The organism is Puniceibacterium antarcticum, from assembly GCF_002760615.1.
In the GTDB taxonomy this organism is placed as follows: Bacteria; Pseudomonadota; Alphaproteobacteria; order Rhodobacterales; family Rhodobacteraceae; genus Puniceibacterium; species Puniceibacterium antarcticum.
Genome location: NZ_AWWI01000042.1, coordinates 92,048 through 116,623 on the forward strand (window position 1 = coordinate 92,048; position 24,576 = coordinate 116,623).

Consider the following 24,576-nt stretch of genomic DNA (forward strand, 5'->3'; position numbering starts at 1 on the left):
AGCAGATGAAACCGCAGGGGCCGCCCAAAAGGGCGGCTCACAAATGGACAGGCTCAGCCCCCAGCACTCTCAGCGCGTGGTGATATTCGTCAAGATCGGGATGCTCGGGTACGAAACTCAGGCTCTTTCGCAGCGATTCACCGGCCCGTGCGTCGGCGTGCTTCTCGGCCAGGGCGCACCAGTCAAGTGCTGCGCGCAGGGCCAGCAGATGATTGCCCGCTGCATCGGCCATCTGCCAGGCCTTTGCCAGTGTCTCTGACACCTCCGCCATGTCGCGTCCCTGCGCCTGCTGGGACTTGGCCAGAAACCGCCACAGCTCGGGATCGAAATAATGGACATTGGTGTCGGCGGTAAAGCCCAGCGTCTCTTCGGCAACTTCCGCGGCGCGCTCGGCCGCCCCCTTGGCGTAAAACGCCTCGGCGCGCCAAAGCGAAACATAGGGCACGGCAAGACTGGCACCGGTCTCTTTGTACGCCAGCTGGCCCTGCTCCATCAGCTCCAGTCCGATGTCCTGCCCGTCAAGGTCAAGCGAGCGCCCCAGATAAATCTGGGTCTGTGCGCGCCACTGGGCAAAGCTCTGCCCTTGCGACAGCCGCATCGCCGCCTCTGCCATCTCCTGTGCGGCCTCTGAATCCTGCCGGAACTGGTACATGCCGGTAGCAAACACATGCGCAAAAGCCACGCTGAAATCGTGTTTGGACGCTTCGGCCCGGTCAATGCACCTCTGACAGGCGTCATCGGCGTCCCGGTAGCGCCCCATCAGCGTATAGGCCCAGCCCAGATAGGCCAAAGAGGAAACCGCCGGATCCACGCCAAAACGCCGGATACATATCTCAATCTGGTCATCTGCCGCACCGGCCACCGCCGCCTCAAAGAACACCGCAGCCTGCGCCGCACGGCCGTAATAAAACGCCACGACTCCCTGCATGTAACGCGCGGCAGTTTGTGCGTCCCTGTCATTGGCCGCATCAGCGTCCGCTGCAATTTCGGCGGCGATCTGCTCGGCGCTCTTCAGTTCTGACCGCATCACATGCTGGCCCCAGATTCCCCACAACAGACGTGGGAAATCCATCTGCCCGCCATCCCCGGCAGAGGCGATATTGGCCTTGGCATAGACCGATTCCACTTCGACGGCGCCAAAACCCTTTGTCGCCAGCAATTGCGGCCCCAGCTGCAACAGCAACTTGCGCTCCAGCCCCACGGGCCGCTCCTGCGCAGGCAGGCTGTCCAGCAAGGTCAGCGCCTTGCTGAAATGCCCGGCAGCTTCCATCTGGGCGGAAAACACCGCCGTCTGCTGACCGGCTTTTTCAAAGAACTCGACAGCTTTCAGGACATTCCCGCTCAGCTCATAGTGACGCGCGATGATTTCGGGCGACGACAGAAGCTTCTCCCTGCCGCGATGTTCCAGCCGGTGCGCGATGCGGCTGTGACACTGCATTCGCGCCTTGTTCAGCATCATCGAATAGGCAAATTCCTGAAACAGCGCATGCCGGAATTCGTAGCGGGCATTGGGCGGACGCCCAAAGCGCAGGATAAGACCGGCCTCCTGCAGATCGTTCAGCTGACTTTCCAGCGTCTCGCGGTCAAGCGACAGAATCTGCTGCAACAGGGAAAAATCGAAGGCGGGACCAATCGCCGCCGCAGCTGATAGGGTGGGCCAGGTCTCCTGCGCCTCGTCCAGCCGCGCCATCAGCGAGGCGCGCAGGTTTTGCGGCACCTTCCGTCTGGCCCCGTCGCCCTCGCGCAGCATGGTGCGCACCAGCTCGACCACAAACAGCGGGTTGCCGGACGACCGGCGCACCAGTTCTTCGGTGATTTTGCTGCCCAGCTTTTCGGAGCCAAGCAATTCGACCAGTTCGCGCACGCGCGGGCGCTTCAGACGATCCAGTGAAATATGGATCAGACCCTGCGCCGGCAGCGTCGCGGCCATGCTGTTGGTCCGGCTGGTGATCAGGATCAGCAGCGTGCCCGCCGGGCGCCCCTTCACCAGCTGGTCCAGCACGTCAAGGCTGGTGTGGTCAAACCAATGCGCATCTTCGATCAGCAGGACCGATGGCCCGACCCCAAGGGCCGACCACACGTCGCTCAGCGCGCTCTCCACTGTTGCCTCTGCGATGGGGGCAGGGGCGTCCGTCTCGCTTTGCTCATCGTACGTTGTCGCGGCGTGCCCCGCCACAACACGTCCCGTGCGAATGGGCCAGAGCGCACTGCCCGTGCGATGCGGCGATCCTGACAGCGTCAGCTGGGTCAGCGGTTTCGGCGATATGCTGTCCAAAAACGCACGAGCAAGCCGCGATTTGCCGATGCCGGGTTCGCCGGTGATCAGGCCGATTTGCACCCGCTCTGTCGTACCGCCCTCCCAAAGGCCCCCCAGCAGCGCCAGCTCCTCTTCGCGCCCGACGAAGTGGCCGGATCTGTCGCGCACCGGTCCCGCCGGCTGCTGCTCGGGTTCGGCCAGCGGCCCGACAATGCCCAGAATGTCCGACCGGCCCGCGACCTCTGTGATCGCAACCTTGTGGCGCAGCGCCTCTCCAACCTCTGCGGTGACCAGAATTCCGCCGGGGTCTGCCAGCTGCGCAAGCTCTGCCGCCATCATGATCGGCCCCCCCGTCAGATCGGGCGCCGTCGGATCGTTGGGCGCCTGCCGCACCAGCACCTTGTTCTGCGCAAGGCCGCAGGACAGACCGGCGGTCGTGCTCTGCGCCATCAGCGCCTGTGCCGCGCGCAGGGCATTTTCAAGGTCGAATTCACTTGCTTGAGGAAAGCCGAAAACCGCGATGGCACGGCCATTGCCGCTTTCGATCAACCGCCCGCCAAACTGCGCGACGACCTTGTTCACATCGTCCCGGAAGGTATCCGCAAAGATCAGCATGTCTTCCGGGTCGGCGTCCGGCGCTTCGCTCATCCTCGCCGCATCGCGCACCAGTACCGCAAGGACCGAGACTTCGCGCTTTTCCTCGCGCCACGCCGTGCTTGGTTCGGCCGGGGCGGGCAGGCGGGCAGCGCCGCGCAGGCTTTGCGCCAGATCCTGCAGATCCTGCCCGGGCGCCACATCCAGCTCGCGGTGCAGCGCCTCCTGACAGCGCTTGTACTGCCGCAGCGCCAGATCCGGTGCCCCTTGCGCAATATGAAACAGCATCAGCGCCTTGTGCGCATCTTCGACCGCCGGATCCAGCCGCAGAATGGCCGTGGCCGTCTCTGCCGCGGCAGGCAGGGCATCGCGCGCCATGTCCGTCGCCAAAAGCCCCAGCAGTGCGCCAAGCGCGGCATCGCGATACCGCTCGATTTCCAGCTGCAGCCAGTCGTCAAACCCGCCCGAACGCACAACCATCGCGTTCAGGAATGGCCCCCGGTACAGTGCCACCGCAGCGCAGGGATCGGATCCGGTCAGGCGCCAGAACGATTCGGTATCAATCTCGAAATTCTCGAGGTTAAGTTGCAGGCTCCCTTGATTCGAAGAAATCGCCTCCGGCGCAAAGGGCGCAAGACTGCGCCGCAGCACGGCCACCTCCTGCCGCAGACTCGCGCGCGCCTGCTCTTCGCCACTGTCGGACCATAAAAGCGCCGCCAGCTCTTCCCTCAGCACCGGCATGCCCGGCGCACGCGCCAAAAGGGCAAGTAATGCCCATGACTTACGCGTTTTTATCGGTATCTCTTCACCGGTTTCAGAGAGGAGCGTGCAAGGCCCCAGCAGGGACAGCTGAACCTTTTTCATAGCGACCTTCTTGACGTCTTACTGGGTACTTTACGCATTTTTTATGCTGTCCGAAATATCAAGTTGTTATTGCTAAGTGACGTTAACCAGTACGAGTATCCAAGGTTATTGTGGCCTCCAGGTCGGGCGTGAACCGTCCGGCCTGGAAATAACATTTTAACAAAGAGATGCAGATGACACTGGATAACCCAAAAGACCAAGCCCTTATTATTGATGGCGTGGACAGCACCGATGCGCCCGCCCTTGCCGGACGGCTCGCGGCACTTGCCCCTGCTGAAAAGCAGAATGCACTGAACGGGCCGCTGGTCCAGGAAATGATTACGGCCATGCAGGGTGCTTCTGTCCCGATGGTCTATGCCTCGGAGTCAGAGCTGCTGGACGAAATCCTCGTCCGCCTCGCCGCGGTTGACGCAATGACCAGCCTCACCAGTGGCGCATATGACTGCGATTACTTTGACCCCAACATTGATCTCAAGCCGCGCATCGGCACGACGGACAACAGCCGGACGTCCCGCTACTGGAAATTCCTGAATCCGACGGATCACTGGGATGCAGCGTGGCGCCAGACTCCGCAAACACCGCCCTCCACCGCAATTGCGCCCGAATACGGCTCGGTCCTTCCGTTCCGGGGCGAATGCGCTGGCGCCTATCAGCTGGTGATCTACTGGGGCCTTTTGAACGGGCTGGGCGCGGATCGTTTTGCGCTGATGGCTGAAAAATTCGGCACGATGTTGGTCGGCCCGTGGAGCCTCGGACCTATCTCCAATCCCGCCACCCTGTTCATGCCCAAGGCTCCGCTCGAAGATCCGCCCATCCCCGGCGACTACATGTATTTCCAGAACAAGGACGATTATCCCGAACTGGCGCCGGACGGGTTCTGGATGGGGCTGAACAGCATGTACATGGGCAAGGACGCCCTCGGCACGCGCCACTATTCCGGCATGGGCGCAAGCTGGCAGACCGAGGCGAATTTGCGCATGGAACTGTCAAACGCCTATTATCAGGATTGTTATCCCCACCAGATAGAGGCGCCTCTGACCGAGGTCCGCTTTACCGTGCGCGCCCTGTTGCAGCTGCCAAAGGAACAGAACGTGGCGATCGAACACAGCGCTGACACGGACAGCACCTTTGTGATTCATGCGCCAAATGTCGGATCGCTGCAAAATGCCGGGTACACGCTGAACGAAAATGGCGTGCTGACCAATCCCTCCACCACCCTTGGCGCTCTTGCCGGCCTTTTCGGCACCACGCCAGAACATATCAGACAGTTCCGCAGCGCCGGCCTTTCGAACCCGCCGGGCAGGATCTCTTTCGGTGGGGTGACGGCGGTCCTGTTCTTTGCGGATCCCGAAGCGGACAGAAACGATCCCGCGGCCGTGGTTTCGGTCCATGTCCACATGCACAGGAACGCCTGATCATGGCGCACATACCTGACCTGCGCGCCAGAGACGTCGTCAACAACGCCATCGGCCCCTTCCCGAAAAACTGCGCCGGCTATATGAACCCGCCCGTCGGCGGCTATGGCTATATCGCCGCGCTCAAGCTGTCGATCGGGACCGTTGTGGCAGACATGGACGAAGGTCTGGACGGAATCGTCTCTTATGACCGCGCCGAATGTGAAGACGCCTATATCGGCCAGATCAACATGCTCACCGCGTCGTCGTTCTGTGGCGTCAACGGGGCGGTCTGGGGCTACGATCTGGCCCGTCACGACGATCTTGCCAATGGGCTGATCCAGCCAAAGATGGTGCTGCCGCGGCATGATGGCGTTCCGGTGCCGATCATGCCGCTCGACCCGCTTCTGGACGCGGCCTATCGCCTGTTCGGCAGTCGGGATGAACGTCGCTTCAGCCCGCTACCCGGGGCCATGGTGGTCTGCGCCAACAAATCGCAGACCATCAATCCAAAGGTTGAAACCACGGTCTGGTGTGCGCTGGCGATTGCCATCGCCGAAGATCGCAGTTCCACCGCCAACCTGTTCATCGAAGATGCCTCTGACACCGAAACGACCGGCCCCGCCCCGCTTGAAGAGATCGAGCGCAACATCGCGTTGTCGATCCTGCGCTGCGGGCGCGATCAGGGTGTCGCCTACCGCGAGATTTTCATCGGCTCCAAGGCCCTGACAATACCGCATGGGCATGTCGGTTGCGCGCTGGCCTGTGCGCCCTACGTCACCCTGCCGCCTGCGGCAATTCCCCCGGGATGTGAACCCGGCGATCTGACCGAGATGACGCTCAGCATGTGGGAAAACCAGCTCGGCCTCACGCCGATGCGGCCATATCCTGGGGTCTACCGCGCATTTTCCGATTAAATAGTTTTAGCTTCAAGTAATGTACCCGTCGTAGTTTATCTGGTTTGCGCGCATTAAAAGGGGGCCACAGGCCCTCTTTTTTGTGCCTTATGCTGATCGCGCAGGCCTCTTCTCCTGATCAGCGTCAGACCGCATCACCCTTTGGCAGTCATGTATTTGGCAAAACAGCGGCGCCAGCGGTCAGCCATACGAAATCCATACGGTTTCCATACGCCTTCCGTATCCCCGCAACGGGACGATTCCGCCAAACCCTGCTCACCGAAGTGCTTGCCGAAATCAGGCGACGCGCAACGGTGCATTCCCCCTGCAGCCGCTGGGGCAGGTGCGGTGCTAAAGGACCGCGCGGATGCGGCCTTGAAACAGCGCCTTTAAAGCGTCCCGCCTTAAACTTGAATCGCTTGTTCGCGGCCTGTCAGCTGCGCCTCCAACGCGAAAAACGATGAGTGTGTTTCAGGTTATAGGCGGCGCGCTTTAATATCAGTAGTTTAGCGGGCATTTTGCGCCGGGTGCTTACCTCCGGCACGCCAGAAATGGGGGCCACCGCTCACTTGCGGTGCAGCATGCTCCAAGTCTGGATCGCCACGCTTCCGCCCGCAAGCAGCGCCCCCAGCAGGCACAGCAGGGTCCAGCCACCCGCCACCCAGGCCCAGGCCGCCACCGCAGAGCCGCCGGCTCCGCCCACGAACATGCACCCCATGAAAATCGTGTTCAACCGCCCCCGCGCCCCCGGCCTCAGGGAATAGACGATGTGCTGGTTCGAAATCATCGCGCTTTGCACGCCAAAGTCGAGCAGGATCACCCCGACAATCAGCCCCGGGATGGAGGTCCAGAAACCAAATACCCCCCAGGAAAGTAACGTCAGCAGCGCCCCCAAGAGAATTGTCAGATTTGGGCCGCTCCGGTCGGCGATCCTCCCGGCAATCGGGGCGGCAAGAATACCGACGGTGCCGACGATCCCGAACAAACCAGCGGCGTCTGCACCAAGGCCAAAGCGTGGCTCCTGCAGGCGCAGCGCTAGTATGGTCCAGAACATGCTGAAAGCACCGAAAAGCAGGGCCTGCGTAACAGCGGCCTGACGCAGAACTGCAAATTCCCGCCACAGACCGGCAAGCGATCCGAGCAGCGCGCCATAGCCCAGTGTGGGTTCGGGCGCACTGCGCGGCAGGCGCCATGCCATCACCGCACCCGCCCCCAGTGCCAGCGGCACGCCCAGCCAGAACATCTCGCGCCATCCGCCGTGGGTGGCAACAAATCCTGCGAGCGTGCGGCTGAGAAGAATGCCGCACAAAAGCCCGGCCATCACGGTTCCGACCGTGGCGCCGCGCCGCTCGGGGGCAGCCAGATGCGCGGCCAGCGGCACGATCTGCTGCGCCACGGTTGCGGCCGCCCCCACAAGAAGCGAGGCCAGCACCACCAGCGCCGCCGTGGGCGAGAGGGCGACCAGGGCAAGAGCCGCACCAAGCGCCACGAACTGTGCAACGATCAGTTTCCTGCGCTCGACCAGATCGCCCAGCGGGACCAGTAGGAATAGTCCGACAGCATAACCCAGTTGCGTGGCTGTTGGTACCAAGCTGGTGGTCCCGCCTGGCAGGTCCCGGTCCATGACGCCGAGCATGGGCTGGTTGTAATAGATATTTGCAACGGCAACGCCTGCGGCAACCGACAGCGCTATGACAAGGCCATTGCCAAGCCCTTTGCCATCTTCAGGGGTCCGGGACTGCTCCACTGTCGTCATGACATGCTCCTGTGATGCGTACCTGCAGCTTGGGCAGGGGCCGGTGGTCGTGATCATACCAGTTGGTTACGTCAAACCGATCCAGTGCGGGATACACGTCAATGTATGATCTGCGCAATGCGACTGGCGCCCTGAACGTTCGTCTTAAAATCGTGTGTCTGCCAGTCGCGGACAACGCTCCGGACATATTGATTTACCGCTGGAACAAGGCGGGTACCGCGAGTGCGATGGTCTTCAGGAATAGGTTCAGGCGTCCGAACATGATCTCTACCTCGTTGCCCTGTCTGTCTTATAGGATAGGCATTGCTCGTGCCTTCCGCGCAGGGATGAACGGCGCAATACCGGTTTCTGCCCAGAAGTTGCGGAACCGGTTCGCGTTGTATCTTGATCCTGCCATAAACCAAGCGGGGGTCAAATGGCGTCAGCAACTGTCTGCAGCGTCGTCTTCATAAAACCTCCGTTCGCCCATGTCGCTTTAAGCGACATCTGCCTTGACACAGAAGAAAATGTAGCCCATAGCTACGCGATGAAGCAGATCAGCTACACCAAGGCCGCGATCCGGGCATTGCGCCGGATGCCTGCGAACACTGCAACCCTGATCCGTTCCAAGATCGAAGCCTATGCGCATGACCCTGCCTCTCAAGTAAACAACGCCAAATCTCTGAAGGGCAGAGAGGGTATCAGACTGCGGGTGGGTGACTGGCGAGTCATCATGGATGAGCAGGGCAATGTCCTTGCTGTCCTGGACATCGGCCCCCGGGGCAGCATTTATGACTGAAAGGGCATGATATGAATGAGATGGTAACAATTCCGCGCGAAGAATACGACCGTCTGCGGACGGCTGCCGAAGATCTTGTTGATCTTCAGGCCTATGATCGTGCCAAGGCGGGCTTGGCAACTGGTGAGGATGAATTGATCCCCGCGCAACATGTGAACCGCCTGCTGAATGGCGAAAGCCCAATGCGTGTCTACCGTGACCTGCGCGGCCTGACCCAGGCCGCTCTTGCCGAAAAGGCTGGCGTGAACCGCGTCACCGTTGCCGAGATTGAGACCGGGCGCAAACAAGGCTCTGTCGCGACCTTGCGCGCCTTGGCAGATTCCCTTGGCGTCACGCTGGACGATCTCGCCGAGTAAGGTTGGCCCTCTGCGATCATTCAGGTGCCGTGCAGCAAACATCCGGATTGTGAACGACGTTTGTCTTTCAAGGGTCTGCCACTGTCCGACACGGAGGTGCGCGTCCTGCGCGAGACATGTCTATAAGCGGGGAAGTCCAACCAAGGAGCATCGGAGTACTTTGATGGTGAGCGACTTCTATGCCAGCCAGAGTGGCTGCGGCTCAGTTGACTGATTGGAAGGTCTGCATGGGGCGGGTGATCTTCTTTATGAAACGGTGGTCCTGTTCGATTATATTGCTGAGATATTTCACTTGCAGAACCTCGATCGACCATCACCAGCAAGCGATTCATGTTGAACAGACTGGCTGCCGCAGATCCGCTCTTGTCGATGACCACCCTGTCGGGAAAGCCGTTGGTTCCGATTGCGCGGATGAAGAATGCGGTGGCTGCTGCTTCGTCACGGCACTCTGAAAGCATAAAATCAAGCGTTTTGCCCTGTTTGTCGATAGCTCGATACAGAAACCTTTGACTTTCACGGAGGTCTCATCCATCCGCCAAGATCGCCGAGCCTGTGCTTTCCTGCAATGGGCTTGCTGAGCTATGATATTCGCATATTTCTCGACCCATAGGTTCAGCGTCATGTGATCAACATCGACGCCATGCTCGGCCATGATTTCTTAGAAATCCCGATACGATACCGCAAGCCGAACATAGAAAGAGACCGCCTACAGGATCAAGGATTTTGGGTGGCGTGCACCTTTGAAACTGACCAATCGCTTGAACCTTGAACGGGATGTCGAAAGCTTGCTCCACGCGCGGCTCTGTCCATAAGTACAGTTGGACGTCAAAACCTGGCGAAACTACTACCAGAAATCAGTTTATCTGAAAAAGCCGGTCAAGCCGCTGTTGACCGGGTTAGTGCTGCTGCGAATGCAGAGCTGTACAGGCAGGATCAGCGTTTCTTCCGCCGTGGGTTGTGCGCCGGCGCAGCGACATCTCTGTCCAAGCTCCAGAAGATGGTCCACAGCCAGCCGTGCGCCGGTCTCGTTGTCGGCCAGAACCTTTGGCGCTATTCACCGATTTCGGTGCTGCGCCTGTGTCTTGCAACCTATGTGCTGCTGGGATTGCTGGTTGGCTTTGCCGTCGTCCTTCAGCGCAAGGGTGCAAAGGGCCACTGAATTTACGTCGTCTTCTAGGGAGGAACCAACAGATGACAAAGACCCTGATCGTAGCCATCGCACTTGTCAGTACCATGGCTTACAGGGCACATGCAGAGACCTTGGGTCGCAGGAATTGCCGGTTCTGAAACAGCACTGGCTTGAAAGCTCTATGTGCAAAGTCGCCGAACTCAGCCTCGACGAGGGCTGGGCCGATCGGGTAAACCATGACGCGCTAACCGAAAACTACCTGCATCACATTGATCTGGTCGCGCAGGCAGGTTATCGCAACCTCATCCAGTTCAGCGGCAACCGTCGCGACATGAACCCAGCTGAGGGGATGCAAAACTACGAAACGGGGCTGAGACGTATCCTTGACGCGGCCGAGGAAAGGGGCGTCGTTCTGCACATGGAACTGCTGAATTCGCGGGTCAATCACCCGGACTATCTTTTCGATGCCACCATCTTGGGCGTGGACCTTTGTCGCGGGATCCGCTCGTGCAACTTCAAACTGCTTTACGACATCTACCACATCCCTTTCCATGACTGTCTCGGCCACGACCATACGGCCGGAAATCCGATGCGCTGCGCGCCGCGGTTCTTAGTCGTGACGCCTGACGCCCACAAAATTCTTTCAGGAGGAGAGCCACATGGCAGGCAACATGCACTGCGACGCGATCGTCGTCGGATCGGGGATCAGCGACGGATCAGCCGCAAAGGAGCTGACCGAGAAGGGGCTGAAGGTGCTGCTTCTTGAGCGCGCTCGCAACATCGAGCATCTGACCGATTTCCTGAACGCAGACAAGGAAAGTTGGGACTATCCGCATCGCGGCAGCGCAGCTGTCGAGATGAAGCGCAAGAGCCCCGTGCTGCAGCGGGATTATCCGCTGAATGAGCAGACCTGGGGAATGTGGACCGATGAGCGAGCCAATCCCTATGTCGAGAATAAACGCTTTGACTGGTTCCGCGGCTATCACGTCGGCGGGCGTTCCCTGCTGTGGGGGCGGCAGACTTACCGTTGGTCGGACACCGATTTTAAGTCAAATGCGAAAGACGGCGTCGTGATTGACTGGCCGATCCGCTACGCCGACATCGCGCCATGGTATGATCATGTGGAGCGCTTCGCCGGGATTTCGGGCGCGCGCGACGGTCTGGATTTTCTGCCCAACGGAGATTTCCTGCCCCCATCCCGCTGAACGTCGTTGAAAAGGATGTCGCAGCGCGCTTGCAAAAGGCCTTTGGTGGCAAGCGTCACCTAATCAATCCCCGGGTCGCCGATATCACAGAACCCAAGCCCGAGCAGAGCCGGGTTAACTGCCAGTACCGCCACGAGTGCTCGCTGGGATGCCCTTATGGGACATATTTCTGTACTCATTCTGTGGCCTTGCCAGTAGCTGTGGCGACAGTCAATCTGACGCTGCGGCCGTTTTTCGAAGTGCGTCAAGTGCTGTACTACAATAACCGCAAGCGGGCGACCGGGGTTGAGGTGGTTGATGCCGAAACCAACAAGACCTATCAGTATACCGCCGATGTCATTTTTCTGAACGCTTCGACGTTCAACTCGACCTGGCTCCTCATGAATTCTGCAACGGATGTCTGGGAAGGCGGGCTCGGGTCCGCATCGGAGGAGCTTGGACATAATGCGATGGACCACAACTTTCGCGTCGGGGCCGAGGGATCTGTCGAAGGATTTGACGACAAATACTATTTTGATCGCTGTCCCGCCGGTTTCTACATCCCGCGTTTCCGTAATGTCGATGGCGAGGAACGTCCCTACCTGCGTGGTTTCGGCTATCAGGGCTCGGCCAGCCGCGAGGGCTGGAATCGCGAAATTGCCGAACTCAACATTGGCAAGGATCTCAAGAATGCGCTTTCTACGCCCGGCAGCTGGCGCATCGGCATGACCGCCTTTGGCGAGATGCTGCCCGATCATGCGAACCGCATCGCGCTCGCTACGTCCTTGACGGACAAATGGGGCTTGCCGGTGCTGTCAATCAGCGTCGAACTGAGCGAGAACGAAAAGAAGATGCGCAGTGCTGCGCCGTCGAGATGCTGCAGGCGGTCGGCATGGTCGATGTAAAGCCTACCGAAAGAGAACCGTGCCGAGTTTTCCGGATGCTGATTGACGTTAGTTATGCGGCCACGGCTTCAAAGTTGCGCCATGGGCCGCGACGGTGGATGACTTCGGCCTTGAGCAGGCCGTCGATGGTTTCGGCCAGCGCGTTGTCACAGCTGTCGCCAACGCTTCCGACCGAGGGTTCGATGCTCGCCTCAGCCAGTCGTTCGGTGTATTTGATCGACAGATACTGGCTGCCGCGATCACTGTGATGGACCAGCCCCGCGTCCTTGACTGGGCGACGCCGATGGACAGCCTGCTCGAGGGCGTCGCGAACGAAGCTGGCATGGCCAGATGTGCTGACCCGCCAGCCAATAACGCGGCGGGCATAGGCGTCAATGACGAAAACGACATATGCAAACCCTTTCCAGGTTGCGACACAGGTGAAGTCTGAAACACACAGCATGTTCGGCGCGGCCACACGGAACTGGCGGTTCACCTTGTCCAGCGGGCACGGCAACTTCTTGTCTGGGATCGTCGTCTTGTGCGGCTTGCCCAAGATAATGCCTTGAATGCCCATGCTCTTCATCAGCCTGGCACCTGTGCAGCGGGCGACATCGAAGCCCTCGCGGCGCAACTGCCGCCAGATCTCGCGCACGCCATAGACCTGCCAGTTCGCATCGAAGACACGCTGGATGTGAAGTCGAAGCTCCGCATCCAGCTTGGCACGATCCGACAGCCGCGCCGGGTCAGGTGATCATAGTAGGTAGCAGGGGCGATCGGCACCATGTTGCAGGTCGGCTCGACCCCGTGTGCATCTCGATGGTCATAGATGAACGACAGCATCACTTCGACCGGCGGTCGAGCTCCGCCATCGCAAAATATGCGCTGGCCTTGCGCAGGATCTCGTTCGCCTGGCGCCGCTCACGGTTCTCGCGTTCCAGCACCTTCATTCGCTCGGCCATCTCGCTGGAAACGCCCGGGCGCTTGCAGCTATCGACCTCGACCTTCTTGACCCAATCCTTCAAGGCCTGGGGCACGCAGCCGATCTTTGCCGAAATCGACATGATCGCCTGCCAACGCGTTCCATGCTGACCCACATTGTCGAGGATCAAACGCACGACACGTTCGCGCACTTCGGGTGAAAACTTGTTCGTCGTCTTGCTCATGATGCTCCATCTTGCTCAGGAGTTGGGGCATCCGGCAAACCCGGCGCGGGTCATTTGTCGCGTGGCAACGATGACCGGAATACTGAGATTCGTGTAGCATTCGAGCAGTGCCATGTGGACTTGACCTCTACCTCCAGGATCTCTAACATTTTCCCTTCAACCTAATATGCCTTTCTAAGAGCTACGCTACGCTTTCTCACCCATATAGCAGTCGTTTGCGAACCCGATAATTTAAATGCCGACTTCCTCCCGTAAACGATTAAGAAAGCAACATAAACCGACCCTTCCAGCTGGGGACACAGGTGAAATCGCTCAATCAAAGCATATCTCAATCAAAGCATATTGGGTACAGGCACGCGGCCCTCTGGATTCACCCCGTCAAACGGCCATACCAGCTTCTTGTCCGGGGCCTTTATATTCTGCGGACTATGTCCGGATAATACCTTGAACATCCAAGAATTTCATAAGCCAAGTCAAGCCTGTGCAGTTTTAGGTGCTACCACTTGGTGGCAGGTTGACAATTCTTACAATAACCGTCAGGTTAGCTGCGGTCAGGCAGCTAGGGCCATTTGGTCCCAGCAACCCAAATCCGAATTCTTATGATATCCTTGGAGCGCTGATGAATGCGTATCTGACCAATGCCCAGAGTTTCCTGGGACCCACGTTTGCCGAAGCGCTGGATTTCCTCGTTCTTGGCGGCCCATCGATCTGGGCGATTGCCGCCCTTGCCGTCCTCACACTTGCGCTGATTTTCTGGAAAATCTGGCGGTTCTTTCTGGCAGGCGCCTGGCGGGGCGGACGCCACACATCCCGTGCCATCGACCTATGGTCGGCAGGTCTGACCGATCAGGCCGTGCATATGCTGGAACGTCGCCGAAACCCAAGGGCTCGTGTTGCTCTGACGGCAATGAAGGTGCAGCTTGATCCAACACTGGATCAGATAGGCGCAGAATCGGAAACGCAGCGAGTCGCTAAAAATGAGCTGTCGGGGTTGCGGGGCGGGCTGAAGGCGCTTGAACTTTGTTCGACCATTGCTCCACTGCTGGGTCTTCTTGGCACCGTCATGGGGATGATTGGCGCGTTTCAGGCGTTGCAAGATGCCGGTGCGCGTGCGGATCCTGCTGCTTTGGCAGGTGGCATCTGGGAGGCATTGCTGACCACGGCGGCAGGCATGGCTGTGGCCATTCCTGCTTCGATCGCTCTGACCTGGTTCGAAAGCGTGGTCGAACGGATTCGCCACAGCATGGAAGACTCTGCAACGCGTATCTTCCTGCGTCCCGTCACAGGTGGAACCGCAGCGGATACTGCGCGGGGCCAAGACATGTCTATGGCATCCTTCAATTCTGCTCGGGCTGCTGCCGAATGAGCGTGAGCTTCGGTAACGCTCCTACGCCGCGCCGCCCCAATCTGACCCCGATGATCGACGTAGTGTTTCTGCTTCTGGTGTTTTTCATGCTGGCTTCCCGGTTCGGCGGCGAAAGGTCTCTCGGGCTGATAGTGGCGGGGCAGGGCAGCGGGTATTCTGGTCCGCCGCGTCTGGTCACCATCTACCCCGAGCGGATGACCCTGAACGGGGTGGATGTTACTGCCGAAGACCTGACGTCCGAAATCGGACAAATGACCGAGGATCCCGGCGACATCGTAGTTCTGCGCGCAGCGGATGACGCGGCGCTTCAGCGTGTGGTGGATACGCTCGATCTGTTGGGCGCTGCCGGATTCAACCGCGTCGTTCTGGTGGAATAGTCATGCGCATCGAAAGCAGCCCGCAACGCCAGCGTGGCGAAAATATCCTGCCGATGATCAACGTGGTCTTTCTGCTTCTAATCTTCTTTCTGATCTCTGCACGTCTGACCGCGCCCGAACCTTTTCCGGTAACGCCACCCAAGTCTGCCGCGCAGGGCGAGCCGGAAGGGGATATCGTGTTATTTCTGAGTGCTGACGGGCAGCTTGGCTTTCGCGAGGTTGAAGGCGATGAGCCGGTTATGGCCGCGCTTGCAGAGGCGCGCCAAAACCTTTGCGCGGCGCTGGATTGCGAAATTACCGACAATAGGCCACCGCTGCAACTCCGCGCCGATGCCGCTGTGCCGGGTGCCGATCTGGCGCGGCTGATGCCTGCCTTGGGTAGGCTGGGGTTTGGCCGCGTTGATCTGGTGGTGTCGCCGCAGTAAGCCTGTGAGCGATACTGATGTAAGGATATGTCCGTGAAACAGTACATCGAATTTCTGGTTTTCACTCTGGTCGCGGTCGGGGTGCTGATGCTTGGTTTTTCCGTCTCTCCGCCCGAAGACGCCGCCGCCTCTGCTGGGGTCGGTGGAGAAGACCTTGTGACCATGGAAGCATCAAGTGCCAGCGTTGAAACCATGGTCGAGGAATGGCTGAAGCCGCCCGACGTTTCCGAGCCTGCGGATATGCCGGAGATCACGCAAGAGGTTCCGGACATGACGCCGCCCACGATGACTGCGCCACGCGATGCATCAAAAAGGCCAACAGCCCCGGCCATGTCACTCCCGCAAGCGCCGAGCCTGCCGGATGCCGCTCTGGCCGAACTTCCGCCGCCGCCACCTGAACCAGAAAGCTCCGAACCAGAGATCGCGCCGGAAAGCTCGGAACGCCCGCAGTTGCGACCCGAACGGCCGGTTCAGCAGCAACCAGAGCCGGCCCCCCGGAAGGAAATAGCCAAGACCGCCAGCAAGGCCTCTGCTGACAGCGCGGGCCAGCGTGCAGCTGGCACCGGTGGGGGTGCGCAGGCTGGACAGGCTCGCTCAGGTCAGAGCGCCACTTCCAGTGCGGCAGAGCAGAACAGCCTAAAGGCATCTTGGGGGGCTGCCATCCGCACACGCGTGGAGCGCCGTAAACGCTATCCCAGCAGGGCTGGGCGGGCATCGGGCACGGTTGAGTTGTGGTTGAAAGTCACAAGTTCCGGTGCGCTTGCAGGGGTCGGCGTGTCGCGTTCCTCGGGCAACAGCTTACTGGATCAGGCCGCAGTCAGCGCGGTTCAGAATGCCAGCATGCCAGCCGCGCCACGCGGCCTGACACCGGGAACACATGCCTTTTCCTTGCCGATCCGGTTTTCCCGATAAGGTCTGGTTCCGGGCTAAAACAGCGTGCATGGCCCGAAATAGCAACCTAGGCCATGCGGCCTGAAGCCATGTGATTGAAGCCGCATGGCCGCTTCGCCGTTCGCGAGGAAGACTGATATACCCCAGGCAGACTACTTCGGCGTTTACCTAAGCAGTCTGCCGCTTTTTGGAGCCTTGCCGATGCTGCGTCAGTTCTACGAATATTACCGCCCCTGGACCGCCTTGTTCTGGCTCGACTTCGGCTGCGCCGTTCTGTCCGGCCTGCTTGAGCTTGCCTTTCCCCTTGCGATCATGGGCTTTATCGACGTGCTGCTGCCTCGCGGTGATCTGACGCTGACCGTCGTCGCGGCAGTGGGGCTTATGCTGATCTATCTGATCAACACCGGGCTGATGGCCATCGTCATCTACTGGGGCCACAAGCTGGGCATCAACATCGAAACCGAAATGCGCCGCCGCGCCTTTGAACATCTGCAAAAGATGTCGTTTGCCTTTTTCGACAAGGTACGTACAGGCAAGCTGGTGGCCCGCGTCACCCGTGATCTGGAAGAGATCGGCGAGGTCGCGCATCACGGCCCCGAAGATCTGTTCATCGCCGTGATGACCTTTGTCGGGGCGTTTCTGCTGATGCTGACGATCAACGTGCAGCTTGCGCTGATCACGGCGGTGATCGTCCCCGCCTCTATCGCGATTGTGGCTGTCTACGGCGGGCGCATGACACGGGCCTGGCAGGCGATCTATGCCCGTGTTGCCGATTTCAACGTCCGGCTCGAGGAAAACGTCGGCGGCATGCGCGTCGTGCAGGCCTTTGCCAATGAGGATCACGAAAAGACACTGTTTGCCGCCGACAACGCCCGCTACCGCGATACCAAGCTTGAGGCCTATCGCGCCATGGCCGCCTCGGCCTCGCTGAACTACATGGGGATGCGGTTCATTCAGGTGGTTGTCATGGTGGCGGGCGCGCTGTTCGTCCTGCGCGAGGATCTGAGCACTGGTGGATTCGTCGCCTTCCTGCTGCTGGTCGGCGTGTTCTTCCGTCCCATCGACAAGATCGCGGCGGTGATCGAACTCTACCCACGCGGCATCGCCGGGTTCCGCCGGTATCAGGAGCTTCTCGCCACCCAGCCCGACATTGCCGATCATCCGGATGCCATCTCCGCACCGGACCTCAAGGGCGATGTCAGCTTTCGCGCGGTCAATTTCGCCTATGACACCGGCGCGCCGGTTCTGCAGGACATCTCGCTTGAGGTGCGGGCGGGCGAGACGATGGCCTTTGTCGGTCAGTCGGGGGCGGGCAAGACCTCGCTTCTGGCACTGGTGCCGCGCTTCTATGCGCCGCGCTCCGGTCAGATCACCATCGACGGCATAGATATCGCCGACATGACCCTGCGCTCTCTTCGCCAGCAGATCGGCATCGTCAGCCAGGATGTGTTCCTGTTCGGCGGCACCCTACGCGAGAACATCGCCTATGGTCGGCTTACCGCGACCGAGGATGAAATCCTGCATGCGGCGGCGCAGGCGCAGCTTGACGGGATGATTGCAGGTCTGCCGCTGGGGCTTGATACAGTTGTGGGCGAACGCGGCGTGACCCTGTCGGGCGGCCAGAAACAGCGCGTCGCCATCGCCCGCGCCTTTCTCAAGAACCCGCCGATCCTGATCCTGGACGAGGCGACGTCGGCGCTGGATTCCGAAACCGAGCGTCTGATCCAGAGCGCGCTTGAGGCGCTGTCAAAGGGGCGCACCACCCTGGTGATTGCCCACCGCCTCGGCACGATCCGCAACGCAGACCGCATCGCCGTGATGGAGGCAGGCCGGATCGTCGAAATCGGCAGCCATGCCGATCTGGCGGCGGCCAAGGGTCAGTATGCCCGCCTGAGCGCTGCCTGAAACGCAAAAGGGCCACCCGATCCAGGTGGCCCAACCTGCTGTTTTCCTAAGTTCAGAACCGCGACGTAAGCGAGACGCTGATTTCCCGGCCCGAGCCATAAGAGCACAAGAGCAGACCGTCGCAGGTCGTGACATTGCGTTCGTCGGTCAGGTTGGTGACGCTCAGAGTGCCTTCCATTCCCTTGCCGAACGCATAGCTTGCCGTCATGTCATAAGCGGTCGAGCTGGGGACTTTGTATTTGTTTGCCGTGTCGGCCCAGCTTTCGCCGCGATGACGCGCCCCCAGACCCATCGACAACCCCTCCAGAGCCCCCGAAAATGCATAACGTGCAAAAAGCGACAGTTCGTGTTCCGGGTTCAGTGTCGGTTCCTTGCCCTCAAGGGCGGCATTCTTGTCCCTGGTGATTTCCATGTCCAGCAGGGTCGCCGCACCCGCCATCGTAAGGCCATTGCCAAAATCATATTGGCCTTCAAGCTCGAACCCGCGCGAGCGGACCTCGCCCAGCTGTGAGCGGTTCGGCGCCATGCCGGTTGTCACATTCTGCTGTTCGATCTGGAACGCCGCCGCCGATAGGCGGAAATTGCTGTCCTGAGGAGCCCATTTGACGCCCAATTCAACCTGATGTCCGGTCTCTGGCTTGGTTACGCCGGTCGACGGCGGCGACACCAACGGATTGAAAAAGCTTGAGAACGACGCATAAGGCGTAAGTCCCCCGGCGGTTTCATAGGCCAGCCCCACCCGGTACGACGTTTCGCTGTCGTCCCGCTCAAAGGCGTTGGTGCCCTCCTGTTCGGTCCAGACAAAATCATGCCGCAGGTTAAGCGTGCCGATCCAGCCACCGCCCCAGCGCATCTGATCCTGAAAATACAGACCAACCTGGCTTTGCGTGGTGGTGATATCGTTATAGGGCGGCTCTGCATACGCTATGCTGGGGTCAGACGGGTTTTTCACGGAATTCGGCGTGCCAAGACCAACGGTCAGGGTCTCGTCCAGCCAGAAATACCGCGCATCCAGCCCGACCATGACATCATGCGTCACAGCCCCGCTGTTCAGCGTCCCGTAAAAGCGCAGATCGGTCTGGGCGGTGCGCACACGCGCATCGGATGTAAAGGCGGCCATGCGCAATGTGCCTTCGTCATCGTTTGGCTTTGCGGTGCCATCCGCATAGATGCTCCCGTTCAGATAGCCCGAAGGATAGTAATACCGTTCGTCAAGGTCAGCCGCGCTGACACGCCCGATCCCCTCAAAGGTAAAGCCATTGGCCAGCTCGCGCTTTACGATGGCACTGGCATAGATCTGCCTGCGCGAATACTTGTCCCAGTCGGAATCGGAAAAATTGGCATCCGGGTCGATATAGCCGAATTCCTCTGTCTTCTTGACCGTGCCGTAATAGGGTAGAAAGTTGCTGCCGTTGTGCTGCTCTTCGGCGGCGTGGATATTGGCCAGCAGCGTGATTTCCGTGCCGCCATCGGTGGTGAACTTGAACGACGGTGCCAGCGTGCCGCGCAGTCCGTGGTTGAAATCGTCGTATTTGTCGCCGCCTTCCAGACGCCCGGTCACACGGTAGGACCGCCCGTTGCCCAGATCGTCGCCCATGTCGAACTCAAGCCATCCGGCCGAGGCATCGTTGGCACCGATCGTCACTTCGCGGATCCGCTCACCCGGGCGCTTTGAGACATAGTTGAGAATGCCGCCGGGGTTCGAGCCGCCATACAGCGCCGAAGACGGCCCGCGCAGAACCTCGATCCGCTCCAGCGTGTAGGGGTCGATGAAGAACGAGCCAAAGGAAATCGCGAGGTTCTGCGCATTGTCCAGATAGGTGCCGTTCTGGTTCGCCTTGAACCCCCGAATGCGCATCCAGTCATAATCTTCGTCATCGCCGTAAACATCCGCCGAAACGCCCGCAGTATAACGCAGCGCCTCGCTGACGCGGTGGGCCTTGAACCGGTCGATCTCGTCGCGGCCCAGAACCGACACGGATTGCGGGATCCGGTTCAGCTCCAGCGGCATCTTGGAGCCGGTGGTGGTGGTCGGGTTTCGTGCCCCATCCACGGGGCCAGTGGCGTCATCAGCGGAGTCGACGACGATCAGCTGCAGCGCAAAGGGATCATCAATCGCCTGTGCCATCGCGCCAGACGCGACTGTCATCATCAGGAGAGTCATAAGGCTCATCGACCCGGGGGGGGCGACGCGGGGTCTTGCAAGATTTGTCATGGCGTCCTTTTTGGCGCGACCAAATTGGCCGCCTGAATGGGAATAAAATGTCTGATAGAAATAGTCAGGTAGCTATGTCTTGTATATTTTCGCCGACCTCTGCAAGCCTGTGCCGTTTTATCCAAAAGCTGGGCGTCTGGCCGGCGACGGCCTTGAACATGCGGTTGAAATGGGCCTGATCGGCAAAGCCGGTCGCATCCGCGACCTCAACAAAGGGAGTATCCCGAAGCATCAGGGTCTTGGCGTGCTCGATCTTGATCTCCATCACCCATTGATGCGGTGAAACACCCAGAAACTTACGGAACTTCCTGCCAAAGCCGCTGCGCGACATTCCCGACAGCGTCGCCAGACTCTCAATCGAAATCCGCTGATCCATGTTCTGCTGTATGTATGTTGCAAGCTTTGGAAAATGTGCTTGCGATGGGTCAGTGGCCGTTCGCGCGAGATGAAAGAATTCCAATATCAGCGCTTCTGCCAGATGTTCGGTGTGATGTTGGGGCCTCTGCGGATTGACGGCCTCTTGTGTCAAAACTTCGGCCAGTCCGGCGAGTGTGCCAGCGCCGGTCAGAAAAAGCGGACGCTTTAGCGGCATGTCCGGTGCAACGATCTCTGAAAGGCGCTGCTGTGACAGATGAATGTCGAGGTGGCGCAATGGACCGGGGCGCTCCAGCTTGCCCCAGAACTCTACCCCGCCCGGAACATAACCGCAGGCGCACTTTTGCGGCAAGGCCGTCCTGTCCGCCGTGACGGACATATACCGGTTGTCCAGAAGAATGACGATCATTGGGTTGAGCGAGAGATATCTCCCTCCTGCGCTGGCCCGGCCGCGCATCTGCCAATAATTAAGCCTCATTTGCTCGAATGTCAGCCCCCGAAGATCGCTAAGCGGCTCGTAGCCCTGCACCGAGGTGATCATTCTTGGATGAAATGACACTTATCCCGCCCTCGTGTTTCCTTCGTGCGATGGATGTTCCGGCAGGCCGCCCGGGCAGATGTTTGCGCGCAGCCGTCCGGATCAAAACCGCCATCAGCGTACCCAATATCCCGAAAAATAGGACTCATCGCTGCGCAAGCCGAATTCGTCGCGAAACCGGGTCTTGGCCAGGCGCACCAGTGTACGTTCGGCTGCGACCCAGACATACCGGCTGTTTTCGGGCGGGATGGCTTCGCTCAGCTGGTCCCAGAGCGTCTCTCCCTTGTTGCGTATAACCCAGGTTACGGACAATGAGGTCGGGGCGACAAGAGGACTGCAATCCGTCTCGTCTTCGACCTCAATGTAGGCCTGTCCGCGTCGTGCGGGATCGGAACTCTGCAGAATACGGCGGATCGCTGGAAGGGCAGTCTCGTCACCCGCGATCAGCAGATTTTCCCCCGGGGGGAAGTCCCCGCCGCCGGGCCCCATGATGCCGACAAGGTCTCCAACCCTGGCAGTGCGAACCCAGTCGGTTGTTCTGCTGCCGTCATGTTCGAATATGTCAAAGCTAAATCTGCCAAGTTCGGGTACAAAATCGACAAAGGTGTAGACCGAGCGATGCAGCTTGTCCTCTCCATCCGGCCAGATCGTGCGCCCGTTGTCATCAAGCTGCGGCCACACCGGACGGCGCCCGCCCGGTGGGATCAGCAGCGAAAAATGCATCCCCGGACCCTGCGCCAGCGCAGGCGTGTCGGCACAGTCCAGCACGACCCGCAGAAACTGCCGAACCACCCGCGACACCGACACGACCTCGCCGTGATACAGGTTCGGCGGCGCACCGTTGCGGGCCACATTACCGCTCCAGCGCAGGGTTTCGGACAGGCCGGGCTGAACATGGTCTATCAGGTACAGGAAACTTTCGCGCGCCTGATGCAGGCTCAGACCGCTCTCTGCCTTGATCGACACGGAAAACCCGCGCGGATCCCGCTCGAAACGATAGCTGGCTTGCGGCAGGCTCAGCGCAAGACTGTCCTCGCTCACATTCACCGGCACATCGAATTCCTTGAGATGCTCAAGACAATGGGTCAGAAAATTCTCGGACAGGGCCCCGTCATAGCGGGCCGCAGACTGTCTGGAATAGCTCATGGGTGCGTCTTTCCTGAAGGGCGGTTCATAGGGGGATGACCATGGGTGAGCCTGCAACCGGGTCTGCCGCAATCTGCGCCCTCAGCCCGAATGCCGTCATCAGCCTGTCGGGGGTCAGCACCTCTTGCGGGTTGCCGGTCGCGACCAGACCATCCGGCCCGAGCAGGACAAGAGTGTCCGAAAACCGCGCCGCAAGGTTCAGGTCATGCAGGACCGAGATCACAGTCAGGCCGGTGTCACGGTTGCGCTGCCGCAAGAGCGTCAGCACATCCATCTGATGCACAAGGTCCAGAAAGGTCGTGGGTTCATCCAGCAGCAACACCTGCGCCTGCTGCGCCAGAACAAGCGCAATCCACGCCCTCTGACGCTGGCCGCCCGACAGCTCGTCCAAGGGACGGTCAGCCAGATCCAGCAGCGCGACCGCTGCCAGCGCCTCGGTGCAGGCAGCAGCGTCCCTGTCGTTCCACGGTGCCAGAAAGCCGCGCCAGGGCGTGCGGCCGCGTTTGACCAGATCACCGACGGTGATGCCGTCCGGGGCAAGGGGGGATTGCGGCAGAATCGCCATTTCCCGTGCCAGCGCACGGCTGGGCAGGGCATGTATGTTGCGCCCGTCCAGCGTCACCTGACCGCTGCGCGGCGCGATCAGCCGCGCCAGTGCCCGCAACAGGGTGGATTTGCCACAGCCATTGGGGCCAAGGATGGTGGTCATCCCGCCCCGGGGCAGATCCAGATCCAGCGCGTCGATCACGCGGCGGTCGCGGTATCCAAGCGTCAGCGCTTCGGCTCTCAGGCTCACAGTTCTCCCCTTTCCATTTCACGCGACAGCCGCCACAGAAGGTAGGGCGCGCCGATCAGCCCGGTCATTACACCCACCGGCAGCTGGATGCCGCTCAGCGCCGCGCGCGCGACCAGATCGGCCAGCACGGTGATCAGCGCCCCCGCCGCAATGGCCCCCGCAAGCCGCCCGCCCAGTGTTCTGGCACCGGTCAGGCGGGCACTGAACGGCCCGGCCATCAGCGCAACAAAGGGGATCGGCCCGGCAACCGCGACCCCGACCGCCGCCAGCAGCACGCCGGTTCCGGCGAGGCCCCACCGTGCGCGTTCGACATTCAGCCCCAGCCCGGCGGCAAGGTCCGAACCAAGCTCAAGCGCGGTCAGCGCCTGCAGCTGGCCAAAGGTCACAAGCCCAAGGATCAGCCCCAGCCCCCAGACCTGTGCCACATGCCTCCAGTCCCGCGCTGCCAAGGAGCCGGTCATCCAGCGCTGCGCATCCGCCGCGACCTCGGACGGCAGCAGCGTCATCGAGAATGTGGTCAGCGCAGAGGCGGCAAAGCCGACCCCCAGACCCACAAGGATCAGCATCAGGGGCGGCGTCGCCGCGTCCCGCCGCCAGGACAACAACGCCACCAGCACCGCCGCTGCCAGCCCGCCACAGGCCGCGATCAGCGGCATCGGCAAAGCAACGCCAAGTGCTGTCGCCGCAACCACGGCCAGGCCGGCCCCAGAGGTAAATCCCATGATATCGGGCGCCGCCAAGGGGTTGCGCAACAGCGTCTGAAAGATCACCCCGGACAGGCCCAGCACCGCCCCCGCACCCACTGCGGTGGCGACGCGCGGCCCCCGGATCGTGTCAAGGATCAGCGCCCCGGGCCCTTCGCCGGTGATCAGCCCCTGCCACAGCTCGGCCATGCCGATATCGACCTGCCCGATCAGCACGGCGACCAGAACCGCCGCAAACAGCAGCGCCGTCAGGATCACGCCGCCCCTCATCCCTGTGCCCCGGGCCGCAGACCACGGGCGATCCAGATAAAGACCGGTCCGCCCAGCAGGGCGACCATGATGCCCGCGCGCACTTCGGCAGGGGCAAGGATCAGCCGCCCAAGGCTGTCCGCAACCAGCAGCAGGCTCGCCCCCAAAATGGCCGCCGCCAGCAGCTCGGCGCGTAGGGAATGCCCCGCCACGCACCGCGCGATCGGCGGCACCATCAGCCCGAGAAAGGCAATGGGCCCGGCCACCGCCACCGCCGCCCCCGTGGTCAGCGTCACCGCGACCAGCGTCGCCGCTTGCACTAGCCCCGGTC

20 protein-coding genes, 3 pseudogenes and 1 other annotated feature are annotated in these 24,576 nt (G+C 60.6%); of the genes and pseudogenes, 13 read left to right on the plus strand and 10 right to left on the minus strand.

The features are described from left to right. Positions 1–37: 37 nt before the first annotated feature. Positions 38–3,715, minus strand: coding sequence for an ATP-binding protein (locus P775_RS04890; RefSeq protein WP_099909912.1), 3,678 nt, complete (start codon positions 3,713–3,715; stop codon positions 38–40). Between the two features lie 173 nt (positions 3,716–3,888). Between P775_RS04890 and P775_RS04895 the strand changes: the two genes are divergently transcribed. Continuing rightward, positions 3,889–5,130 (plus strand): hypothetical protein, encoded by a 1,242-nt coding sequence (locus P775_RS04895; protein WP_143520807.1) that lies wholly within the window; start codon positions 3,889–3,891, stop codon positions 5,128–5,130. 2 nt (positions 5,131–5,132) lie between these two features. Then, on the plus strand, positions 5,133–6,026 hold the full coding sequence (locus P775_RS04900) for a histidine decarboxylase, pyruvoyl type (RefSeq protein WP_218967627.1): 894 nt from the start codon (positions 5,133–5,135) through the stop codon (positions 6,024–6,026). Positions 6,027–6,570: 544 nt separating this feature from the next. On the opposite strand, the gene P775_RS04905 is transcribed toward P775_RS04900, so the two are convergent. Then, entirely contained in the window at positions 6,571–7,761 is a 1,191-nt protein-coding gene (locus P775_RS04905) for an MFS transporter (RefSeq protein ID WP_099909915.1), read from the minus strand. 526 nt (positions 7,762–8,287) lie between these two features. On the opposite strand from P775_RS04905, the gene P775_RS04915 reads away from it, so the two are divergent. Both P775_RS04915 and P775_RS04920 read left to right on the plus strand, forming a co-directional pair. Beyond that, entirely contained in the window at positions 8,288–8,539 is a 252-nt protein-coding gene (locus P775_RS04915) for a type II toxin-antitoxin system RelE family toxin (protein ID WP_099909917.1), read from the plus strand. A gap of 11 nt (positions 8,540–8,550) precedes the next feature. Then, entirely contained in the window at positions 8,551–8,895 is a 345-nt protein-coding gene (locus P775_RS04920) for a helix-turn-helix transcriptional regulator (protein WP_099909918.1), read from the plus strand. A 205-nt stretch (positions 8,896–9,100) separates the two neighbouring features. On the opposite strand, the pseudogene P775_RS04925 reads toward P775_RS04920, so the two are convergent. Then, positions 9,101–9,649 (minus strand): annotated as a pseudogene (locus P775_RS04925) (IS6 family transposase); the annotation flags it as partial. A gap of 243 nt (positions 9,650–9,892) precedes the next feature. Here P775_RS04925 and P775_RS27930 point away from each other — a divergent pair. From P775_RS27930 to P775_RS28800, 4 genes are all read left to right on the plus strand, one after another. Next, a complete protein-coding gene (locus P775_RS27930) occupies positions 9,893–10,054 on the plus strand; it encodes a hypothetical protein (protein ID WP_180287323.1) in 162 nt (53 codons plus the stop codon). Positions 10,055–10,169: 115 nt separating this feature from the next. Then, complete coding sequence (locus P775_RS04930; RefSeq protein WP_342749636.1) at positions 10,170–10,790, plus strand: TIM barrel protein; 621 nt, start codon at positions 10,170–10,172, stop codon at positions 10,788–10,790. Then, entirely contained in the window at positions 10,777–11,229 is a 453-nt protein-coding gene (locus P775_RS28795) for a hypothetical protein (protein WP_245875569.1), read from the plus strand. Before P775_RS04930 ends, P775_RS28795 begins: the two co-directional genes overlap by 14 nt. 29 nt (positions 11,230–11,258) lie before the next feature. Further along, positions 11,259–12,113, plus strand: coding sequence for a GMC family oxidoreductase N-terminal domain-containing protein (locus P775_RS28800; protein WP_245875570.1), 855 nt, complete (start codon positions 11,259–11,261; stop codon positions 12,111–12,113). Positions 12,114–12,174: 61 nt separating this feature from the next. Here the strand turns inward: P775_RS28800 and P775_RS28805 are convergent. Continuing rightward, positions 12,175–13,258: pseudogene (locus tag P775_RS28805) on the minus strand (IS3 family transposase); the annotation flags it as partial. Next, positions 12,861–12,977 (minus strand) — a sequence feature (AL1L pseudoknot). (Overlaps the previous pseudogene by 117 nt.) A gap of 670 nt (positions 13,259–13,928) precedes the next feature. On the opposite strand from P775_RS28805, the pseudogene P775_RS04950 reads away from it, so the two are divergent. The 5 genes and pseudogenes from P775_RS04950 to P775_RS04970 all read left to right on the plus strand — a co-directional run. Further along, a pseudogene (locus tag P775_RS04950) lies at positions 13,929–14,624 on the plus strand (MotA/TolQ/ExbB proton channel family protein); the annotation flags it as partial. Then, the gene (locus tag P775_RS04955; RefSeq protein WP_180287327.1) at positions 14,621–15,001 is read left to right on the plus strand and encodes an ExbD/TolR family protein; all 381 of its coding nucleotides are present in this window, start codon (positions 14,621–14,623) and stop codon (positions 14,999–15,001) included. The pseudogene P775_RS04950 and the gene P775_RS04955, both read left to right, overlap by 4 nt. Positions 15,002–15,003: 2 nt before the next feature. Further along, positions 15,004–15,426 carry an ExbD/TolR family protein gene (locus P775_RS04960; RefSeq protein ID WP_099909923.1) on the plus strand — a complete coding sequence of 141 codons (423 nt, stop codon included), beginning with the start codon at positions 15,004–15,006 and terminating at the stop codon, positions 15,424–15,426. 33 nt (positions 15,427–15,459) lie between these two features. Continuing rightward, entirely contained in the window at positions 15,460–16,338 is an 879-nt protein-coding gene (locus P775_RS04965; protein ID WP_180287328.1) for a TonB family protein, read from the plus strand. Between the two features lie 180 nt (positions 16,339–16,518). Next, on the plus strand, positions 16,519–18,222 hold the full coding sequence (locus P775_RS04970; RefSeq protein ID WP_099909925.1) for an ABC transporter ATP-binding protein: 1,704 nt from the start codon (positions 16,519–16,521) through the stop codon (positions 18,220–18,222). A 52-nt stretch (positions 18,223–18,274) separates the two neighbouring features. Here P775_RS04970 and P775_RS04975 read toward each other — a convergent pair whose 3' ends face one another. From P775_RS04975 to P775_RS05000, 6 genes are all read right to left on the minus strand, one after another. Next, positions 18,275–20,437: a TonB-dependent siderophore receptor gene (locus P775_RS04975; RefSeq protein WP_245875571.1), complete on the minus strand. Its 2,163-nt coding sequence runs from the start codon at positions 20,435–20,437 to the stop codon at positions 18,275–18,277. A gap of 64 nt (positions 20,438–20,501) precedes the next feature. Then, positions 20,502–21,371, minus strand: a complete 870-nt coding sequence (locus tag P775_RS04980) for an AraC family transcriptional regulator (protein ID WP_143520809.1) — start codon at positions 21,369–21,371, stop codon at positions 20,502–20,504. 93 nt (positions 21,372–21,464) lie between these two features. After that, positions 21,465–22,496 (minus strand): siderophore-interacting protein, encoded by a 1,032-nt coding sequence (locus tag P775_RS04985; protein WP_099909928.1) that lies wholly within the window; start codon positions 22,494–22,496, stop codon positions 21,465–21,467. Positions 22,497–22,521: 25 nt separating this feature from the next. Beyond that, entirely contained in the window at positions 22,522–23,292 is a 771-nt protein-coding gene (locus P775_RS04990) for an ABC transporter ATP-binding protein (RefSeq protein ID WP_099909929.1), read from the minus strand. Beyond that, the gene (locus P775_RS04995; RefSeq protein WP_099909930.1) at positions 23,289–24,266 is read right to left on the minus strand and encodes a FecCD family ABC transporter permease; all 978 of its coding nucleotides are present in this window, start codon (positions 24,264–24,266) and stop codon (positions 23,289–23,291) included. Before P775_RS04995 ends, P775_RS04990 begins: the two co-directional genes overlap by 4 nt. After that, on the minus strand, positions 24,263–24,576 hold a 314-nt coding region (locus P775_RS05000; protein ID WP_143520810.1), incomplete at its 5' end, for an iron chelate uptake ABC transporter family permease subunit. The genes P775_RS05000 and P775_RS04995, both read right to left, overlap by 4 nt.

Bases quoted from the DNA above. Each gene is read 5' to 3' on its own strand.
- P775_RS04890 (WP_099909912.1), bottom strand. From the start codon at position 3,715: ATGAAAAAGGTTCAGCTGTCCCTGCTGGGGCCTTGCACGCTCCTCTCT.
- P775_RS04955 (WP_180287327.1), top strand. From the start codon at position 14,621: ATGAGCGTGAGCTTCGGTAACGCTCCTACGCCGCGCCGCCCCAATCTG.
- P775_RS04985 (WP_099909928.1), bottom strand. From the start codon at position 22,496: ATGAGCTATTCCAGACAGTCTGCGGCCCGCTATGACGGGGCCCTGTCC.
- P775_RS04960 (WP_099909923.1), top strand. From the start codon at position 15,004: ATGCGCATCGAAAGCAGCCCGCAACGCCAGCGTGGCGAAAATATCCTG.
- P775_RS27930 (WP_180287323.1), top strand. From the start codon at position 9,893: ATGGTCCACAGCCAGCCGTGCGCCGGTCTCGTTGTCGGCCAGAACCTT.
- P775_RS04920 (WP_099909918.1), top strand. From the start codon at position 8,551: ATGAATGAGATGGTAACAATTCCGCGCGAAGAATACGACCGTCTGCGG.
- P775_RS04905 (WP_099909915.1), bottom strand. From the start codon at position 7,761: ATGACGACAGTGGAGCAGTCCCGGACCCCTGAAGATGGCAAAGGGCTT.
- P775_RS04975 (WP_245875571.1), bottom strand. From the start codon at position 20,437: ATGACAAATCTTGCAAGACCCCGCGTCGCCCCCCCCGGGTCGATGAGC.
- P775_RS04900 (WP_218967627.1), top strand. From the start codon at position 5,133: ATGGCGCACATACCTGACCTGCGCGCCAGAGACGTCGTCAACAACGCC.
- P775_RS04915 (WP_099909917.1), top strand. From the start codon at position 8,288: ATGAAGCAGATCAGCTACACCAAGGCCGCGATCCGGGCATTGCGCCGG.
- P775_RS04995 (WP_099909930.1), bottom strand. From the start codon at position 24,266: ATGAGGGGCGGCGTGATCCTGACGGCGCTGCTGTTTGCGGCGGTTCTG.
- P775_RS04970 (WP_099909925.1), top strand. From the start codon at position 16,519: ATGCTGCGTCAGTTCTACGAATATTACCGCCCCTGGACCGCCTTGTTC.
- P775_RS04895 (WP_143520807.1), top strand. From the start codon at position 3,889: ATGACACTGGATAACCCAAAAGACCAAGCCCTTATTATTGATGGCGTG.